Annotated in this window: 15 protein-coding genes; 5 read left to right on the forward strand and 10 right to left on the reverse strand. The window is 64.2% G+C overall.

The features are described 5' to 3' along the window. Positions 1-36 precede the first annotated feature (36 nt). Positions 37-1,128 (forward strand): glycosyltransferase family 2 protein, encoded by a 1,092-nt coding sequence (locus CLV78_RS07430; RefSeq protein WP_158263471.1) that lies wholly within the window; start codon positions 37-39, stop codon positions 1,126-1,128. Here CLV78_RS07430 and CLV78_RS07435 read toward each other — a convergent pair. The 4 genes from CLV78_RS07435 to CLV78_RS07450 form a co-directional block, all read right to left on the reverse strand. Then, on the reverse strand, positions 1,071-1,637 hold the full coding sequence (locus CLV78_RS07435; protein ID WP_106204153.1) for a sarcosine oxidase subunit gamma: 567 nt from the start codon (positions 1,635-1,637) through the stop codon (positions 1,071-1,073). The two genes, CLV78_RS07430 and CLV78_RS07435, sit on opposite strands and share 58 nt — an antisense overlap. Then, positions 1,630-4,638, reverse strand: a complete 3,009-nt coding sequence (locus CLV78_RS07440) for a sarcosine oxidase subunit alpha family protein (protein WP_106204154.1) — start codon at positions 4,636-4,638, stop codon at positions 1,630-1,632. The genes CLV78_RS07435 and CLV78_RS07440 overlap by 8 nt, the downstream gene beginning before the upstream one ends. After that, complete coding sequence (locus CLV78_RS07445; RefSeq protein ID WP_106204155.1) at positions 4,635-4,958, reverse strand: sarcosine oxidase subunit delta; 324 nt, start codon at positions 4,956-4,958, stop codon at positions 4,635-4,637. The genes CLV78_RS07440 and CLV78_RS07445 overlap by 4 nt, the downstream gene beginning before the upstream one ends. Before the next feature lie 85 nt (positions 4,959-5,043). Beyond that, complete coding sequence (locus tag CLV78_RS07450; RefSeq protein WP_106204156.1) at positions 5,044-6,291, reverse strand: sarcosine oxidase subunit beta family protein; 1,248 nt, start codon at positions 6,289-6,291, stop codon at positions 5,044-5,046. 215 nt (positions 6,292-6,506) lie between these two features. Between CLV78_RS07450 and ccmI the strand changes: the two genes are divergently transcribed. From ccmI to CLV78_RS07465, 3 genes are read left to right on the forward strand one after another with little or no spacing between them, the layout of a single operon-like run. Next, on the forward strand, positions 6,507-8,033 hold the full coding sequence (gene ccmI / locus CLV78_RS07455; protein ID WP_245924868.1) for a c-type cytochrome biogenesis protein CcmI: 1,527 nt from the start codon (positions 6,507-6,509) through the stop codon (positions 8,031-8,033). A 5-nt stretch (positions 8,034-8,038) separates the two neighbouring features. Then, complete coding sequence (gene ruvX, locus CLV78_RS07460) at positions 8,039-8,515, forward strand: Holliday junction resolvase RuvX (protein ID WP_106204157.1); 477 nt, start codon at positions 8,039-8,041, stop codon at positions 8,513-8,515. Beyond that, positions 8,512-8,742: a DUF1289 domain-containing protein gene (locus CLV78_RS07465; RefSeq protein ID WP_106204158.1), complete on the forward strand. Its 231-nt coding sequence runs from the start codon at positions 8,512-8,514 to the stop codon at positions 8,740-8,742. The genes ruvX and CLV78_RS07465 overlap by 4 nt, the downstream gene beginning before the upstream one ends. 82 nt (positions 8,743-8,824) lie before the next feature. On the opposite strand, the gene CLV78_RS07470 is transcribed toward CLV78_RS07465, so the two are convergent. Both CLV78_RS07470 and CLV78_RS07475 read right to left on the reverse strand, forming a co-directional pair. Further along, positions 8,825-9,472 carry an SDR family NAD(P)-dependent oxidoreductase gene (locus CLV78_RS07470; protein ID WP_106204159.1) on the reverse strand — a complete coding sequence of 216 codons (648 nt, stop codon included), beginning with the start codon at positions 9,470-9,472 and terminating at the stop codon, positions 8,825-8,827. Between the two features lie 64 nt (positions 9,473-9,536). Then, a complete protein-coding gene (locus CLV78_RS07475) occupies positions 9,537-9,800 on the reverse strand; it encodes a hypothetical protein (RefSeq protein ID WP_106204160.1) in 264 nt (87 codons plus the stop codon). Between the two features lie 390 nt (positions 9,801-10,190). Between CLV78_RS07475 and CLV78_RS07480 the strand changes: the two genes are divergently transcribed. Beyond that, positions 10,191-12,002, forward strand: coding sequence for an SLC13 family permease (locus CLV78_RS07480; protein ID WP_146136656.1), 1,812 nt, complete (start codon positions 10,191-10,193; stop codon positions 12,000-12,002). Positions 12,003-12,423: 421 nt separating this feature from the next. Here the strand turns inward: CLV78_RS07480 and CLV78_RS07485 are convergent, their stop codons facing one another. The 4 genes from CLV78_RS07485 to radA all read right to left on the reverse strand — a co-directional run bounded on the left by CLV78_RS07485 (position 12,424) and on the right by radA (position 16,694). Further along, positions 12,424-12,831, reverse strand: a complete 408-nt coding sequence (locus tag CLV78_RS07485) for a GNAT family N-acetyltransferase (protein ID WP_106204162.1) — start codon at positions 12,829-12,831, stop codon at positions 12,424-12,426. A gap of 8 nt (positions 12,832-12,839) precedes the next feature. Beyond that, complete coding sequence (purF, locus tag CLV78_RS07490; RefSeq protein ID WP_106204163.1) at positions 12,840-14,327, reverse strand: amidophosphoribosyltransferase; 1,488 nt, start codon at positions 14,325-14,327, stop codon at positions 12,840-12,842. A gap of 344 nt (positions 14,328-14,671) precedes the next feature. Further along, positions 14,672-15,286: a CvpA family protein gene (locus CLV78_RS07495; protein WP_106204164.1), complete on the reverse strand. Its 615-nt coding sequence runs from the start codon at positions 15,284-15,286 to the stop codon at positions 14,672-14,674. Positions 15,287-15,329: 43 nt separating this feature from the next. Continuing rightward, a complete protein-coding gene (gene radA / locus CLV78_RS07500) occupies positions 15,330-16,694 on the reverse strand; it encodes a DNA repair protein RadA (RefSeq protein ID WP_106204165.1) in 1,365 nt (454 codons plus the stop codon). Between the last annotated feature and the right edge of the window lie 75 nt (positions 16,695-16,769).

A 16,769-nucleotide genomic window follows, 5' to 3' on the forward strand; every position in this document is an offset into this window, starting at 1 on the left:
GTTTGCCCTGAACTGGTAACCAAATTCAAAATGCCCATGAAACGTACCCCGACCGACCGCCCTCATCGGGTCTTCCACCTCTTGACGTCGATCCGAAACGAGGGCCCCTACATCGTCGAATGGATTGCACATCACCGCGCACTCGGCGTGGAGCGTTTCACCTTCTTCCACAACGATTGCGACGACGGGGCGGACCAGATCCTGCGACGGCTGCAGGAGCTTGGCGTGATAGAGGCTTTCGACAACCCGGTCCGCGAAGATCAGAATCCACAGTTCGTCGCCGCGCGTCGGGCCGGAGAATTGCAAAGCATCAACAGCTCCGATTGGGTCGCCTTTCTCGACGTCGACGAGTTTCTCGACGTGCGGTGTGGCACACGGACACTCGATGCGCTGATCGATGCGGTGGGAGAGGACACTGACGCGATCTCTTTCAACTGGCGTTTCATGGGAAGTGGCGGGCAGGTCACCTTCGAGGACAATCCGGTGATGGAGCGGTTTGTGACCGGCAACCGGATCGGGGAGCTCGACCACCGGCGGTACAGGGGCATCAAGACCCTGTTCCGGCCACAGAAATTCGGTCGTATCTCTTTGCACCGCCCGATGCTGAAATCGGCCGATACGCCCGGGGAATGCGGGTTGAGGTGGGTCAACGGGTCCGGAAACCCCATGGGTGTGGAGATCTTCCAAAGTGGCTATCAGACTGGGGCCGACGCGCTCGGCTACGATCTTGCGTACTTGAACCACTACGCCGTGCGGTCCCGCGAAGAATACCTGCTGAAGCGGATGCGCGGGTCGGCGCGCCCGTCCCACAGGCGTTCACGCTTCGGTTTTCGCTACTGGGATGATTGCGACTTCAACACCTCCGTGGAGCCTCGAATCCCCACCGAGGGAATGCTGCGCGAGCGTGCGGCTTTGCTTGCGGACGCCGAACTTGCGCGATTGCACCATAACTGCGTCGAGATATCCCGTGCTAAACTGGCGACACTTCGCGACACGCCGGAAGCGGCGAAGTTCCTCGCCGGAAAACTGCCGGGCGTGCCACCGCGCATCCTCCGCCGGATCGGGCGGATCTACAGGAAGTTCACCGGGCCGGATTCTGCTGCCGCGGACAAGGCCCCGAAAGCGTAGCCCGCCACGGATCGGAAGCAGACCAGAGATATGGTTCCCGTCTCGTCGATCCAGAACGCGGCGGGAACCTGCGCCAACCGGCTGCGGCGCATCTCTCCCGGGCCAAAGGCGGCCGGTGACAGGTCGACCGGGCACAGGCGTGCCAGCACCTCGCGCGCGCCCTCGCCGGAGATCCGGAACAACGCCCGCGCATCAGAGACATCGACCGCGAGGTGGTACACGCCCTCAAGCGCCTGCGAGAGCGAGGCAACCGTCGTGCCGGCTTCCTCGTAGGGCACCAGGAGAAGAAGCTCGTCCGGAGACATCCAAGCCACCGCGGTGTTACCTGCCTGGACCATCTCACGTTGACCGGGCAGATCACAGCCCGTGAGATCCTTTACCACCGCGGCGAGCGTCTCGTCGGCAAGGTCCCCCCGAAGCAATACCATGCCTTGAAGCGCCGCTTCGCGAACAGCCGCAACCGGCCCTTGCATGCTCGCCCCGTTCAGGGCCGTCATTGCATCAGACATCCTGCTTCTCCCCGTCCGGATCGTAGAACACCGGGCTGACGATCTTTGCCTCGATCGTGCCGCCGTCGGTCTTGCCGAACCGGATCACCTCGCCCATTCGGTCGGGACCGTGCTTGACCAGCCCCATGGCAATACCACGCCCGAGCGTCGGCGAATGGTAGCTGGAAGTGACCCGCCCGATTGTATTTCGCTGGCCGTTGGCATTGTCGCCTTCGCCGAGCGCATAGGCGCCATCCGGCAGAACCGAGCCATCGAGCGTCTCCAGCCCCACGAGCTTCCAGCGATCGGGGCTGGTCATGAAGGATCGTTGCTGTGCCCGCTTGCCGAGGTAGTCGTCCTTCTTTTTCGAGATCGCCCAGTCAAGGCCAAGATCCTGCGGGATCACGGTGCCATCTGTCTCGTCGCCGATCATGATGAAGCCCTTTTCGGCACGCATGATGTGCAGCGCCTCGGTGCCATATGCCGTGGCGCCGAACTCGACGCCTGCCGCGAACAGCTTGTCCCAAAGCGCGCGGGCACGGCCAGCGGGCACGGCAATCTCGTAGCTCAACTCGCCGGAGAAGGAGATCCGGTAGATCCGGACCGGCGTTCCAGCCAGTTCGCCGTCGGCCCAGCCCATGAAGGGCAGCGCCTGGCGGGAGACATCCATGCCGCCCAGCCGTTCAAGGACCTTGCGCGCATTCGGCCCGACGACAGCGATCTGGCCGCACTGCTCCGTGACGTTGGCGACATATACCTTCCAGTCCCACCACTCACATTGCAGCCAGTCCTCCATCCAGCCATGAATGCGGTCTGCGCCGCCCGACGTGGTGTGGCAGAGGAAGGTATCCTCGTCGATTCGCGCCACCACGCCGTCGTCGGACAGGAACCCGTTCTCGTTGCACATCAACCCGTATCGGCAACGCCCCGGCTTCAGCGTCGACATCTTGTTGGTGTAGAGCATGTCGAGGAAACGACCGGCATCGGGGCCTTTCACCACGAGCTTGCCGAGGGTCGAGGCGTCGAGCAGACCCAGAGAAGCGCGGGTTGTGCGAACCTCGCGTTGCACGGCCTGCTCGATGGTCTCCCCGGGCTGCTGGTAGCAATAGGGGCGCCGCCAATGGCCGACAGGTTCCCAATAGGCACCATTGGCCTCGTGCCACTCGTGCATCGGGGTCCGGCGCAGGGGCTGGAAGATCTCGCCCCGGGCTTCGCCGGCGATGGAGCCGAAGGAAATCGGCTGGTAGGGTGGTCGGAAGGTCGTGGTGCCCACCTGGGGAATCTCCGCCCCCAGAGAACCGGCAAGTATCGCCAGACCGTTGATGTTGCTCAACTTGCCCTGATCATTTGCCATCCCCAGCGTGGTGTATCGCTTGGTCAGCTCGACGCTTTCGTACCCTTCCTGTGCGGCCAGTTGCACGTCGGAGACCTTAACGTCGTTCTGGAAGTCCAGGAACATCTTGCTACGCAACTCCGGCAGCGCCTGTTCCGGCATCACCCAGACGGGCTTCATCGGCGCCTCTTCCGCGTCCGCGGCCCGAGCCGCTGCGCTTTTGGCGGTGAAACCTGCGGCTCGGGCCGCCGCTGCTCCGGCTGCGGAGGCGTCCTGCAAGACCGAGCCAGTCCCCATCGCGCCAGAGGCAATGCCCGCCGTCCGAACGAAAACCTCCCCTTCCGCGCCCGTCGGCGCCCGGTTCGGGTCGGGATGGAAATGGGCATTCTCGTCCGACCACGTCAGCTTGCCACCGCAATGCGACCACAGGTGTACCACGGGCGACCAGCCGCCCGACATCGCGACGCTGTCGCATTCGACCGGCGCCCCTGCCCCGCCCGTGCCGTTGGCACGGCAGAGCATGACCCCCTCAACGCCCTTCTTTCCCTTCACTTTCATCACGGCCGCGCCGGTCTCCACGGCGACACCGCGCCGCGACACCTCGCGGGCAAGCGGGCTGTTCACGCGGTCGCGCACGTCGATCACGACGGGCACTTCCAGACCGGCGTCGATCAGCGTCAGTGCCGTGCGATAGGCGTCGTCATTGTTGGTGACAATCACCGTGCGATGACCCGGGGCGACGCCAAAATTGACCACATAATCCCGCACGGCGGAGGCGAGCATCACGCCGGGCAGGTCGTTTCCGGCAAAGCTCAGCGGGCGTTCGATGGCCCCTGTGGCGGTGACGATCTGGCGGGCCCGGATCTTCCAGAGCCGGTGACGTGGCCCTTCGGCCTCCGGTGCGTGGTCGGTCAGGCGTTCGTAGGCGAGCGCATATCCATGGTCGTAGACCCCCGCCCCCATGCAACGCGTGCGCAGCCTGACGTTTTTCATCGTGCCAAGGGTCTGAAGCGTCTCGTTGATCCAGACTTCAGCAGGCTGGCCCTCAATCTCCGCCCCGTCTACCGGCGCCCTGCCTCCCCAATGCGCTGCCTGCTCGACCAGCATCACCGTCGCGCCGGATTTTCCCGCCGTGAGCGCTGCCTGTAGCCCGGCAATCCCGCCACCAACAATCAGGAGGTCGACGAAGGCGTGGAAATGCTCATAGGTGTCGCAATCTTCTTCCTTGGGAGGCAGGCCGGAGGCTGCGGCCTCCCGGATCACCGGCTCGTAGATGTGCATCCAGAAGGACCGTGGCCAGATAAAGGTCTTGTAGTAGAACCCCGCCGGCATCATCGAGGCGAACCACTGGTTCACGGCCATTGCATCGAACCCCAGCGACGGCCAGGCGTTCTGGCTCATCGCGCTGAGCCCGTCGAAGAGTTCCGTCGTTGTGGCGCGCTGGTCGGGCTCGAACCGTTTGCCCTGGCCGAGTCCCACAAGGGCGTTGGGTTCCTCCGGTCCACTTGCGAGAATGCCGCGCGGACGGTGATACTTGTAGGACCGGTTGACGATGCCCTGTCCGTTGGCGAGCAACGCGGAGGCGAGGGTGTCACCCTCCAATCCCTGCATCCTTTTGGAATCGAAAGTGAAACCGACGGGGGCATCGCGGTTCACGAGGCGCCCGCCCTGTGGCAGTCGGTGGCTCACGTGCGTCCCTCCCAGTTCGGACGTCGCGCCCTGATCCGATCGGCGATCTCGGCGGGCGGTTCAGTGGTTTGTGCGCTGTAGGTTCCGAAGACCTCCAACGTGGTGGTGCAACGCGCCGCGAGGAACCACTTGCCGCAGCCATTGGCATGGCGCCAGCGTTCGAAATGCACGCCCATCGGATTGTCGCGATCGAAGAGATACGCTTCGAAATCCTCGTCGGAAGAGCCGGGACCGTGGCGTTTCAGATGCGCCTGCCCGCCCGGTGCAAGCTCGGTTTCGTCACACTGGATGCCGCAATACGGGCATTGGAGGATCAGCATTTGGATGTCCCCTCGGGATGGCTATGGCGGGACCGGGGGGCCAGCCCCCCGGAGCCCCCAGGGATATTTGCGGAAAGATGATGCATCAGTGGGCAACCCCGGCGGCAACGCTTTCGTCGATAAAGCGGCCTTCACGAAAACGGTCGAGGCCGAACTCGGCGGCCAGCGGTCCGGGTTCGCCCTTTGCCACCAGCTCTGCCATTGCCCACCCCGATCCCGGGATCGACTTGAAGCCGCCGGTGCCCCAGCCGCAGTTGATGAAGGTGTTGCCGAGCGGCGTTTTCGAGATGATCGGAGAGCGGTCGCCGGTCATGTCGACGATCCCGCCCCACTGGCGCATCATCTTCAGTCGGGAAATCATCGGGAAGGTCTCGACCAGGGCACGCACGGTTTCCTCGACGTGGTGGAAGGAGCCCCGCTGCGTATAGTTGTTGTAGCCGTCCGCACCGCCACCGATCACCATTTCGCCCTTGTCGGACTGGCTCATGTAGCCGTGAACGGTGTTGGCCATGACGACGCAGTCCATGCAGGGCTTGATCGGTTCGGAGACCAGCGCCTGAAGCGCCACGGATTCGATCGGCAAACGGAACCCGGCCATGCCGGCAAGGTGACCCGAGTGGCCAGCCACGACGATGGCGAGCTTGTCGCAGGCGATGTCGCCTTTGGTGGTTGTCACGCCGGTGACGGTGCCGCCGTCCGACCGGACACCTGTGACTTCGCATTTCTGGATGATATCCATGCCCATACCTGAGCAGGCCCGTGCATAGCCCCAGGCGACGGCATCGTGACGGGCGGTTCCGCCCCTCGGCTGCCACAAGGCTCCGAGCACGGGGTAGCGCGGCCCGTCGATGTTGATGATCGGCACGATCTCCTTCACACGCTCGGGGCCGACAAACTCCGTCTCCACGCCTTGCAGGGCATTGGCATGGGCGGTCCGTTGGTAGCCGCGCACCTCGTGGTGGGTCTGTGCCAGCATCAGCACGCCACGGGGCGAGAACATTGCGTTGTAGTTTACATCCTGGCTGAAGGTTTCGTAGAGGCTGCGCGATTTCTCGTAGATCGCCGCCGAAGGATCCTGAAGGTAGTTTGAGCGGATGATCGTGGTGTTGCGCCCGGTGTTGCCGCCGCCGAGCCAGCCCTTCTCGAGCACCGCAATATCCCGAATGCCGTAGTTCTTGCCGAGGTAGTAAGCCGTTGCGAGGCCATGTCCCCCTGCCCCGATGACGATCACCTTATAGTGTTTTTTCGGGTCCCGAGAGCGCCATGCACGGTTCCACCCGGTGTGGTGGCGCAGGGCTTCGCGGGCGATGGCAAAGGCAGAATAGCGGCGCATGGGGTTCCTTTACTCTGGCGGGGCGGCACCGCGCGGGGGCGGCACGGATCACGATATGACTTTTCTCTCCGATTCAGAACCATGATACGCCCGCCTGCGGCATACTGCGGCGCGGAAACGACCTTGTGACGGACCCATGGTCGCGGGGGGCTTTGCCCGGGCGGCCGGTCGCGATAGATGGGGGGACACTGCCGAGCTGATCGCCTGGAGGGCGCATGACATTCTGGATCGTTTCGGGGGCCCTGACCCTGCTCGCCGCCTTGCTGACCGGCTGGACGCTGTTGCGCCCGCGTGGGTCGGATCTCGCCGCGCAGCAGAAGGTTGAGATCCAGGTCTACCGCGACCAGTTGCAGGCCGTCGAAAGGGATCTCGCACGCGGGGTCGTCACCGAGGACGAAGCCGGGCGGCTCACGACGGAAATCAAGCGACGCATTCTCGATGCCGACAAGGCCGAGGCGGTGGAGGCCGGCAAGGCGCCCCGGTCGCTGACGTTCGCAGTGGCCGCGGTGTCGGGCCTTGTCGTGATCGGGGGCAGCTTCTGGCTCTACTCGGCCCTTGGTGCACCCGGATATGAAGACCAGCCGTTAAAGAAGCGGCTGGCAGAGGCAGAGCGTCTGCGCAAGGATCGGCCGAGCCAGGAAGAATTCGAGTCGACGATGCCGCCAGCGCCCGCGGTCGATGTCTCCGAGGAATACCGGCAGCTTATGGAGCAATTGCGCGCGGCTGTGGCCGAGAACCCTGACGAGGTCCAGGGGTGGGTGCTGCTGGCCCACAACGAGGCACAACTCGGCAATCTGGCCGATGCACACGCCGCGCAGCGCAGGATTATCGAGTTGAAGGGCGACGAGGCGACGGCACAGGACTATGTCACCTATGCCGCGATCCTGATCCAGGCTGCGGGCGGCAACGTCTCCTCGCAGGCCGACTGGGCGCTCAACGGGGCGCTGTCGAGGGATCCGAAGAACCACGTCGCACGCTACTACGCGGGCCTCATGCACTTGCAGACCGGTCGCCCCGACCAGACGTTCCAGTTCTGGGAACCGCTGTTAAGGGAAAGCCCGCCCGATGCCGGTTGGGTGCCGATCATTCGGGCGCGGCTGGAATCCGTGGCTGCGCTTGCCGGGATCAACTACCAGTTGCCGGCCGATCCCCACCTTTCGGCCATGGCGCCGCCCCAAGGCGGCCCCAGCGCGGAGGACATGGCCGCAGCGGCAGACATGTCTCCGGAGGATCGTCAGGCATTCATCCAGAACATGGTTGATCAGCTAGGGGCCCGGATGGCCGAAGAGGGCGGACCGCCTTCCGACTGGGCGAAACTGATCCGTGCGCATGGGGTGCTGGGCAACACCGGGCGGGCGGCCACGATCTGGTCGGAGGCGCAGAGGACCTTCTCCGATCCCGCCGATCTTGCCCCGATTCGCGAGGCTGCGGCCTCGGCAGGTGTCGACGGTATCGGCCCCGATGGTCGGGGTCCGACACAGGAAGACATGGATGCCGCGGCAGACATGGCCCCACAGGATCGTGCCGAAATGATCCGCGGCATGGTGGATCAGTTGGGCGAACGGCTGGCGACCGAAGGCGGACCACCGCAGGATTGGGCGCGCATGATCAGCGCACTCGGCGTTCTGGGAGAGACAGAGCGTGCCGCGGCAATCTGGGAAGAGGCGCAGGGACGGTTCAGCGATCCCTCCCATCTCGCGCTCATAAAGGAGGCCGCAGTCGCCTCCGGAGTGGCGGAGTAGCGCGGATGATCTGCGAGGAGATCGAGGCATTTGCCGCGACGCTGACGCCGATGCGGGCGCTCGCCGGACTGGATCTTGGCGCGGCAACCATCGGCGTGGCGATCTCGGACCGTTTGCTGTCCTCCGCAACGCCGCTGGAGACGATCAGGCGCAAGAAATTCGGAGTCGATGCCGAGAAACTGCTCCAGATCCTTGCCGACAAGGAAGCCGGTGGAATTGTGCTCGGCCTTCCGCGCAACATGGACGGGACCGAGGGACCGCGCTGCCAATCGACCCGCGCCTTTGCCCGGAACCTCGAACGGCTGACCGAGTTGCCGATCACTTTTTGGGACGAACGTTTGTCCACTGTCGCGGCCGAAAGGGCGCTTCTTGAGGCGGATACGTCCCGAAAACGTCGCGCAGAGGTCATCGACCACGTCGCCGCCGGGTTTATCCTGCAAGGGGCGTTGGACCGCCTGCGGCATCTGAGGGAGCGCGCGTGAAAGACGATTCCTGGAAACGGAATGAAGTGGATTCACCTTGCGTGAAGCTGTGCGTCGTGCATCCGGAGGAACGGATCTGCACGGGGTGTTTCCGGACGCTGGACGAAATTGCAGCGTGGTCGCGCATGGCCCCGGAGGAACGTCGGGCGCTCATGAAGGAACTTCCCGACCGCGCACCGCGCCTCAAGAAACGTCGCGGCGGACGCGCCGGACGGCTGGCGCGCTGAGGCCTCTCCCGACGGCAACGGGGAACGCACCAACACCGAAAACTGCCGCCACGCGGCCTCGACAGCGTGACTGGCGACGCCGTCAATCGTTCAACGCAGCGACCAGCCTTTCGGCCTGGCTGGAGGTGCTCGGCAATGCGTCGCGGTCCTCTCCCGGGAAGAAACGGGCACGGGTCGCGGTGGGCATGGGATCGACCGGCAGGATATGCACCTTCGGCCCGGTACGTTCGGTTTCGGCCTGCCAGCTGCGGGCAAGGGCCAGTTGCGCGGCCTTGGTCGTGCCGTAGCAGCCAAAGAACGGCTCGCCCGCACGGTTGTCCTCGATAAAGAGGGCCTGCGCCCCGGCCTGCGCCAGAAGCAGGGGCGAGACATAGGTGATCAGGCGACGGGTGGCTTCCACGTTCACGGCAAGCGAACTATCCCAGCTTTTCCCCTCGACCATGTTGGTAGGTGTCAGCGGTGCCGCGTGAATCGCGGTGTGGACCCAGAGATCGAGCCCCCCCCAGCGATCATGAACCGACCGGCAGAGATGCTGCATGGCACCGTCATCGGTGATGTCGAGCGGCGCGAGCGTGGCCTCGCCGCCTTTGGCCTTGATGCGATCGTCGAGATCCTCCAGCCCGCCCACCGTGCGGGAGACGGCGAGGATGTGATACTCGGGCGCAAGGGCCTCGGCCAGGGCGGCGCCGAGGCCGCGGCTGGCGCCGGTTACAAGGGCTAGTTTTGTCATGGCGGGCGTTTTCACCGCAGCCGCCGCCGGGGTCAAGCGAAAGGCTGACGCAGGCCAGACGGCGTCAGCCCGGCATTTCCAGTTTCTGGGTCCGTGAACCGAAGCGGATGAAAACCTCGTCCTTGCCGATGGCGACAACCTTGCCACCCGACAGGCGCCCCCCCATCGCGATCTTCTGCACGCGCCCGGAAGCGTGACGGACAAGTGCCCGTCGTTTCGTATCGGTGCCGAAGACGCCGATCAGAGCCAGTTCGTCCAGCTCTATCCCCTTCTTCGTCGTGGCGATCGCGCCTGCGCGCTTCGAACCTGTGGTTGCTTTTTCGGCCATGGACCACCTCATTGCGTCAAGCCACAGGCGACCGGCGCAATTGGGGCGCCCATCGAACGTCTGTGGAAAAACGGATGTATCAAACTCACTTCGGCCGAGGTCACGAGAGGCTCGTCCGAAGCGACGCGGGTGGGTATCACTGCCAAACGGGGAGCGAAAGGTCTCCCCGGGCGACGAAGACAGGACCGGAGGAAACCTGCCAATTGCCGCGTGGGAAATGGCGGCTTCCCGCGTGTTTTCCTTGCATCGGCGGCGGCGCATGGCACTGTGACGCAACGTCCGGCGTCACCATGGATCCGGGCCATTCGTGGCGCCCGGCCTTCTGGCAACGGGTGCGATTCCATTCCGATACCGGTGCCCTGCCGGGTCGAGGCAGAAGGCTCGGACCACATGCCCAGCGACGCAACGCTCGTTTTCTACCTGATTGCCCTGGCAGCCGTCATGATGGCGTCAAACCGTGTCCGGTATGACCTGATTGCGCTCTTTGTCCTGGTGACGCTGGCGCTGACGGGCATCCTCACGCCGACGGAAGCCGTCGCCGGATTCGGGGCGACGATCATCATCATGGTGGCCGGTCTGTTCGTCGTCGGCGAGATGCTCGACCGGACCGGCGTCGCGCGCACCGTAGGCGACCTGATCCTGAAACAAGGTCGGGGGAACGAGGTGCGGCTGATGGTTCCGCTCTGCGTGGGGGCGGCACTCCTCGGCTCTGTGATGTCGTCCACGGCCGTCGTTGCGATCTTCATCCCCATCGTCATGCGCGTGGCACGGGACACCGGCATCAACGCTTCTCGACTATTGTTGCCGATGTCCTACGGGGCGCTGCTGTCGGGCATGATCACGCTGATCGGCACGCCCGGCAACCTCGCGGTATCCGATGCCCTGCAGGATGGCACGGGCAAGCCGCTTGGCTTTTTCAGCTTCACAATCGTTGGCCTGATCGTGCTGGGCGGCACGGTGGTATTCTTTGCCTTTGTCGGACGCCATCTGCTCGGCCCGCAAATGGCGGATGGCAGCGACCGGCCACGGTTGCGTGCACGTTCGTTTGCCCAGCTCTACAACGCGCATGGGGTGGAGCGCGTCGAGGTCGTGCTGATCGAGGACGCCATCCAGGGTGCGGCGGCGCGGGAGTTTGAGGTTGCAGCACCCCGCATCCTCGCTCGGCGCAGGCGCGGACCGCGTGGGAATGTCGGGACCTCTCTCTATTCCGCGGGCATGGATTTCCAACCGGGCGACCTTCTTGTCGTCACGGGGACGGAGGCCGACATGGCGGCCTTCATCGCCCGCCCAGGTGTCACGCATGTGGGCAGTTTCTACGACGACATGAACACCTGGATCGATACGCTGGGCATCATGGAGGTCATGATCCACCCCGAGGCAGGTATCCGGGGCACAACCATCGCCGACATGGAGTTCCGTTCCACCTATGGACTAGAGGTCCTGAACCTCATGCGGGACGGAAAGGCCGTGGAGGACCTGCAGAACGAACCGCTGCGCAAAAGCGACCAGCTTCTGGTCGCCGGCCCGTGGAGCCGGCTGGATCGGATCAACACGGTCTCGCGGGATTTCGTCATTCTGGAGGAGCCGGCGGAGCGGGCGCTGTCCGTACCAAATTCGAACAAGCTCTGGATCGCACTGATCATCCTCTTCGGCATGATCGCGGCATCCCTTGGCGGCATTTCGATCACGATCGCGGTGATCCTGGCGGCGATTGCAGCAGTCATGACCGGCACCGTCAGCTCGAACCAGGCATATCGCTCGATCAAGCTTGAAACGCTGGTTCTGATCGCCGGGATGCTGCCACTCTCGACCGCGCTGAACAAGACGGGCGGGACGGAGATCATCGTCGACAACCTGCTCGCAATGGCCGGTACAGACAGCCCCCGAGCCGTGATGTTCGCGCTGTTCTTCATGACCATGTCACTCAGCTGGATCCTGTCGAACACGGCGACGCTGGTGCTCGTGGCACCAATCGCGGTGAATGCGGCCCTTTCGATGGGGGTATCCCCCGTGCCGATGGCAGTCGCGGTGTTGATCGCGGGCTCGGCCGGATTCGCCTCTCCGGTATCGTCTCCGGTGGTAACGCTCGTGGTGGCTCCCGGGGGGTACAAGTTCGTCGACTTCCTGAAATGCGGGTTGCCACTGACGCTCTTGGTCATGGCGACAACGCTCTTCGTGATCCCGGTGGTGTTTCCATTCTAGGGAGACCGGGCGCGCTCCCGCCGGCTTGTCCACATCGAAGATGTGCACAGCGCCGTTGGGCCCGGCCGCGCGCTGGCGCGCGCGGTGCGCCCGTTCAAATCCCTTGCGACGGATAGTGGCCACAGCGCAACCCGAACCCGGCCGGATGTCCGCGCGGCGTCTCGCATTGCGTCGTACCAGCCTTCCAAAATGGGTGTTGGCATTAGTTTGCCCGCACCGGTCAGGGTGCGCTTTCCGACTGCCCAGCAAGGGATGCTTCCGTGGGCGAGAACGCCGAGGGCCATCACCCGGTTGCGCTGACCCTCGATCGAAATCCGGGGAGCACAGTGGGAGGGGGCGCAATCGGACCTGCGAGACTGCCAAACTTGGCGGCCAAAAAAATCGGATAGGTCACCCTATCCGCCCCCGCCCGTCCGGAACCTCACACTGCCGAACGGTCCAGTCGCATGGCGGTTCCGTTCTCCGCCACTTCGAACCCCAGATTCTGATACAGTCCCTGGGCATCCTCCGTCGTCAGTCGCCAGACGGGAACGTCGCGAAGGTCGGGATGCGCGAGCAGTTCGCACATGATCCGCACCCCAAGCCCACGTCCCCGTGCGTCCTCGACAATGAAGACATCCATGACGTAGGCCACGAGCGCCATGTCGGAAAAAGCCCGCGCAAAACCGATCTGCCGACCGTTCTCGAAGATCCCAACAACGCAGGAGGCCGCAACTGCCCGGCGAATGCGGTCGGCACTGCGCCCCTTGGACCAATAGGCCGAGAGGATGAACTCACAGATCAGGTCGAGATCCTGATCCTCGTGGGAATGGGAAACGGTGAGCGCCATCGCGGGCGCTATTCAGCTGCGGTTTTCAACTTGAAACCACGCTCCAGCATGTCCGCCGGCTCGACCGGATACTCGCCGGAGAAACAGGCGTCGCAGTAGCGCGGGCAATTGGCATCCCGGCCCTCGGCCTCGCCGACCGCGCGGTAGAGGCCGTCGAGCGAGATGAACTTGAGGCTGTCGACCGCCAGATGTTCCCGCATCTCGTCCTCGGACATGGTGGCAGCCAGAAGCTTCTCCCGCTGTGGCGTATCGACGCCGTAGAAACATGGCCACGCGGTCGGCGGAGAGGCGATGCGGAAATGCACCTCGCTTGCACCAGCATCCAGGATCATCTCCTTGATCTTCCGGCTGGTGGTGCCGCGCACAACCGAGTCGTCGACCAGGATCACCCGCTTGCCCGCGATCAACGCCCGGTTGACGTTCAGCTTCAGGCGGACGCCCATGTTGCGGATCTGCTCCGTCGGCTCGATGAATGTCCGCCCCATGTACTGGTTGCGGATGATCCCCATCGCGTAGGGGATCCCGCTTTCCTGGCTGAAACCGATGGCAGCCGGCGTGCCGCTGTCCGGCACCGGACAGACGATATCGGCATCCACGGGGTTCTCCCGGGCCAGTTCCACACCGATCTGACGGCGGGTCTCATAGACGGAACGGCCGCCGAGAATCGAATCGGGGCGGCTGAAATAGACATGCTCAAAGATACAGAACCGGGACTTCCGCGCCTCGAACGGACGGTGGCTGACAACGCCCTTCTCAGGGGAAATCACGACCATTTCGCCCGGTTCGATTTCCCGGATGAACTCGGCACCGATGATGTCGAGGGCACAGGTCTCTGAAGACAGCACCCAGCTTTCACCGACACGTCCAAGCACCAGCGGACGCACACCCAACGGGTCCCTCACGCCAATGAGCTTGGTGCGCGTCATTGCAACAACCGAGAACGCCCCCTCGACCCGGCGCAGCGCGTCTTTCATCCGCTCGGGAATGTCGCGCTGCAAGGAACGGGCCATCAGGTGGATGATGCACTCGCTGTCCGACGAACTCTGAAAGATCGAACCCCGATCGATCAGCTCCCGGCGCAGGGCATCGACATTGGTGATGTTCCCGTTATGCGCAATAGCGGCTCCGCCCATGGAAAACTCGCCGAAGAACGGCTGGACATCGCGAATTTCCGTCTGGCCCTTGGAGCCGGCGGTGGAGTAGCGCACGTGGCCGATGGCAACGGTGCCCGGAAGCTTCTCCATCAGCGAGGGCGAAGTAAACGTATCGCGCACGTATCCGAAGCGGCGGGCGGAGTGAAAGCCCGTCTCCATGGAATGTGTGACGATCCCACCGGCCTCCTGACCTCGGTGTTGCAGGGCGTGCAGCCCGAGAGCCACGAAATTCGCGGCATCCGCGGTTCCTGTCACGCCGAAGACGCCACATTCCTCGCGGAGCTTGTCGTCGTCGAACGGGTGAGCAAGGAACGGCTTGGCGTTGGAGAGCGGGGCAGGCATGTGGCAGATGGCTCCGAATCCGGCTTTGAGCGGCGAGGCCTGTTTACGGGGTCAGGACGCCAGTGTCATCCCTTTGTCACAGTGCCCCCGGGTCGCGACGAGAAGATTGCCGCAACGCGGCATTCTTGCGACAGGCGCTCGCGTCGCATTGCGGCTGGCGGTCCGCTGCGAGTGTGACGTGGCAGCGTATCCCTGTGTCCGCAGGGTTGAACCACGCGTCGGGTGGCGGGCAAATCCTTCCAGCGACACCTTCCGCCAGACGAAGCCGGCGGCCGTGTGCCACTCAAGCAAAGAGCCCCGCGCATCGCTGCCGGGGCTCCACCTTCAAGATTTCGATGGGCGAATCAGTTGCTGCTGTCTGCCGCGTCTGCTGCCGGGGCGGGGGCGGGCGTTGCGGCCTCGCCACCGCAGGAGGCGTCGATCAGCCCCTCGAACTTGTCCGTCAACCAAGCCAGTGCTGTTTCCTGATCGGCGATTTCGCCAGTGACCTGCTCTTTCATCGACGCGAAAACCTGCGCCGAGCGGCTGTCATCGACCATCGGCACACCTTCTTCTCCGATCGCGAATTCGTAGACAACCAACGCAATCACGACAAGCAGCATGCCGCGCAGAACACCGAAGAGGAACCCGAGCCCCTGGTCGATCGCGTTCAGCGCCGAACGTTGCACAAGCGACGAGAACACCGGGGTGAAGAGCGCGAACACCACCAGAGCCAGGGCGAACACCGCCGCAAAGGCCGCAATGGTCGAAGCCGTGCAATTGCCGAGGAAATCGCTCAGGACGGGGATTTCCCGCATCAGCGGCTCCGCCTTCGGAGCAAAGATATAGGCCAGTACGGCCGCCGCGATCCAGCCGGCGATGGCCAGAGCCTCCCGTACGAAACCACGCGAATACGCGAGAATCGCCGAGAAAACGATAATGACCGCGACGCCTGCGTCGACGATAGTGAAACCTTCCATGCGCTTGCCTTTCTGCCCCCGGACAGATTTTTTTCCTGACGCCTTATCCTGCGCCGAACATTTCACCAACGAACGTGGCCAGATCCTTGACCGGCCGCGTGCCAAAGCCCGTCGGGGCCGATCCACTGGACCGGTCCGGCAGGGCCGCTTGCGAGAAACCAAGTTTCTGCGCCTCTTTCAACCTGTTTTCTGTCTGGCTGACCGGACGCAGGGCTCCGCTTAGACTTATCTCCCCAAATACCACCATGTCGGAAGGCAGTGCCGCATCTTCGCGCGCCGACAGTAGCGCCGCTGCCACAGCAAGGTCGGCCGCGGGTTCGGACACCCGCATGCCACCGGCCACGTTCAGGTAGACATCCAGCCCCACGAAAGGGATGCCGCAACGGGCTTCCAGCACAGCGAGAATCATCGCCAGCCGGCTGCTGTCCCAGCCGACCACCGTGCGACGGGCCTGCGGCGTTGGGCTCGGTGCCACCAGGGCCTGGAACTCCACCAGAACCGGGCGCGTACCCTCGATCCCGGAAAAGACCACGGCCCCCGGTGCCCGGGCTTCGCGATCGGAGAGAAACAGCGCGGAGGGATTTGCCACCTCGGTCAACCCTCCCCCGGTCATCTCAAAAACACCGATCTCGTCGGCGGGACCGAAACGGTTCTTCACCGCGCGGAGGATACGGAACTGGTGGCCGCGCTCACCTTCGAAATAGAGCACGGTATCGACCATATGCTCCACCACACGCGGCCCGGCGATCTGCCCCTCCTTGGTGACGTGCCCCACGAGGATCACCGAGCAGCCGCGGCGCTTGGCAAAGGTGACCAGTTCATGGGCGGCCGACCGAACCTGGCTCACAGAACCCGGAGCGGCCTCGACCGTGTCGGTCCACATGGTCTGGATCGAGTCGATGATCACCAGGTCGGGCCGCTCGGTATCGAGCGTGGTGAGGATGTCGCGCAGGTTGGTCTCGGCAGCCAACCGGACCGCGGCGTCTCCGAGGCCCAGTCGCTGGGCCCGCATCCGGACCTGGGCGCTGGCCTCCTCGCCGGAAACATAGATACACGACAGCCCGGCCCCGGCGAAACGCGCAGCCGCCTGAAGCAGAAGCGTTGACTTGCCGATCCCCGGATCGCCCCCCACCAGCGTTGCCGAGGCCGGCACCAGCCCACCGCCAAGCACACGGTCCAGCTCGTCGAGCCCGGATTGCGATCTGGGCGGAGGGGCTTCGGGCGTGTTCAGTTCCAGCAGCGGGACCTGTCGCCCCTTCAACCCGCCAAGCGCCTTCTTGCCCGGTCCGGTCGACAGCGGTGCCTCCTCGACGATGGAGTTCCATTCGCCACAGGCATCGCAGCGCCCCGACCACTTGGAATGACTCGCGCCACAGGCGCTGCAGGTGAAGATCTGAGATTTGGCCATGAGCCTGTGCATGCCCCAGCCGCAGGCGCGGGACAAGACCGCAGGTGCCGGAACCGGGCTCGCCCCCCCGCCTGC

This window comes from Aliiruegeria haliotis, from assembly GCF_003003255.1.
In the GTDB taxonomy this organism is placed as follows: Bacteria; Pseudomonadota; Alphaproteobacteria; order Rhodobacterales; family Rhodobacteraceae; genus Tropicimonas; species Tropicimonas haliotis.

What these genes read in the sequence shown, in the direction of transcription:
- CLV78_RS07430 (WP_158263471.1), top strand. Translation starts at nt 37, where the DNA reads ATGAAACGTACCCCGACCGACCGCCCTCATCGGGTCTTCCACCTCTTG.
- CLV78_RS07435 (WP_106204153.1), bottom strand. Translation starts at nt 1,637, where the DNA reads ATGTCTGATGCAATGACGGCCCTGAACGGGGCGAGCATGCAAGGGCCG.
- CLV78_RS07445 (WP_106204155.1), bottom strand. Translation starts at nt 4,958, where the DNA reads ATGCTGATCCTCCAATGCCCGTATTGCGGCATCCAGTGTGACGAAACC.
- CLV78_RS07450 (WP_106204156.1), bottom strand. Translation starts at nt 6,291, where the DNA reads ATGCGCCGCTATTCTGCCTTTGCCATCGCCCGCGAAGCCCTGCGCCAC.
- ccmI (WP_245924868.1), top strand. Translation starts at nt 6,507, where the DNA reads ATGACATTCTGGATCGTTTCGGGGGCCCTGACCCTGCTCGCCGCCTTG.
- ruvX (WP_106204157.1), top strand. Translation starts at nt 8,039, where the DNA reads ATGATCTGCGAGGAGATCGAGGCATTTGCCGCGACGCTGACGCCGATG.
- CLV78_RS07470 (WP_106204159.1), bottom strand. Translation starts at nt 9,472, where the DNA reads ATGACAAAACTAGCCCTTGTAACCGGCGCCAGCCGCGGCCTCGGCGCC.
- CLV78_RS07475 (WP_106204160.1), bottom strand. Translation starts at nt 9,800, where the DNA reads ATGGCCGAAAAAGCAACCACAGGTTCGAAGCGCGCAGGCGCGATCGCC.
- CLV78_RS07480 (WP_146136656.1), top strand. Translation starts at nt 10,191, where the DNA reads ATGCCCAGCGACGCAACGCTCGTTTTCTACCTGATTGCCCTGGCAGCC.
- CLV78_RS07485 (WP_106204162.1), bottom strand. Translation starts at nt 12,831, where the DNA reads ATGGCGCTCACCGTTTCCCATTCCCACGAGGATCAGGATCTCGACCTG.
- purF (WP_106204163.1), bottom strand. Translation starts at nt 14,327, where the DNA reads ATGCCTGCCCCGCTCTCCAACGCCAAGCCGTTCCTTGCTCACCCGTTC.
- CLV78_RS07495 (WP_106204164.1), bottom strand. Translation starts at nt 15,286, where the DNA reads ATGGAAGGTTTCACTATCGTCGACGCAGGCGTCGCGGTCATTATCGTT.
- radA (WP_106204165.1), bottom strand. Translation starts at nt 16,694, where the DNA reads ATGGCCAAATCTCAGATCTTCACCTGCAGCGCCTGTGGCGCGAGTCAT.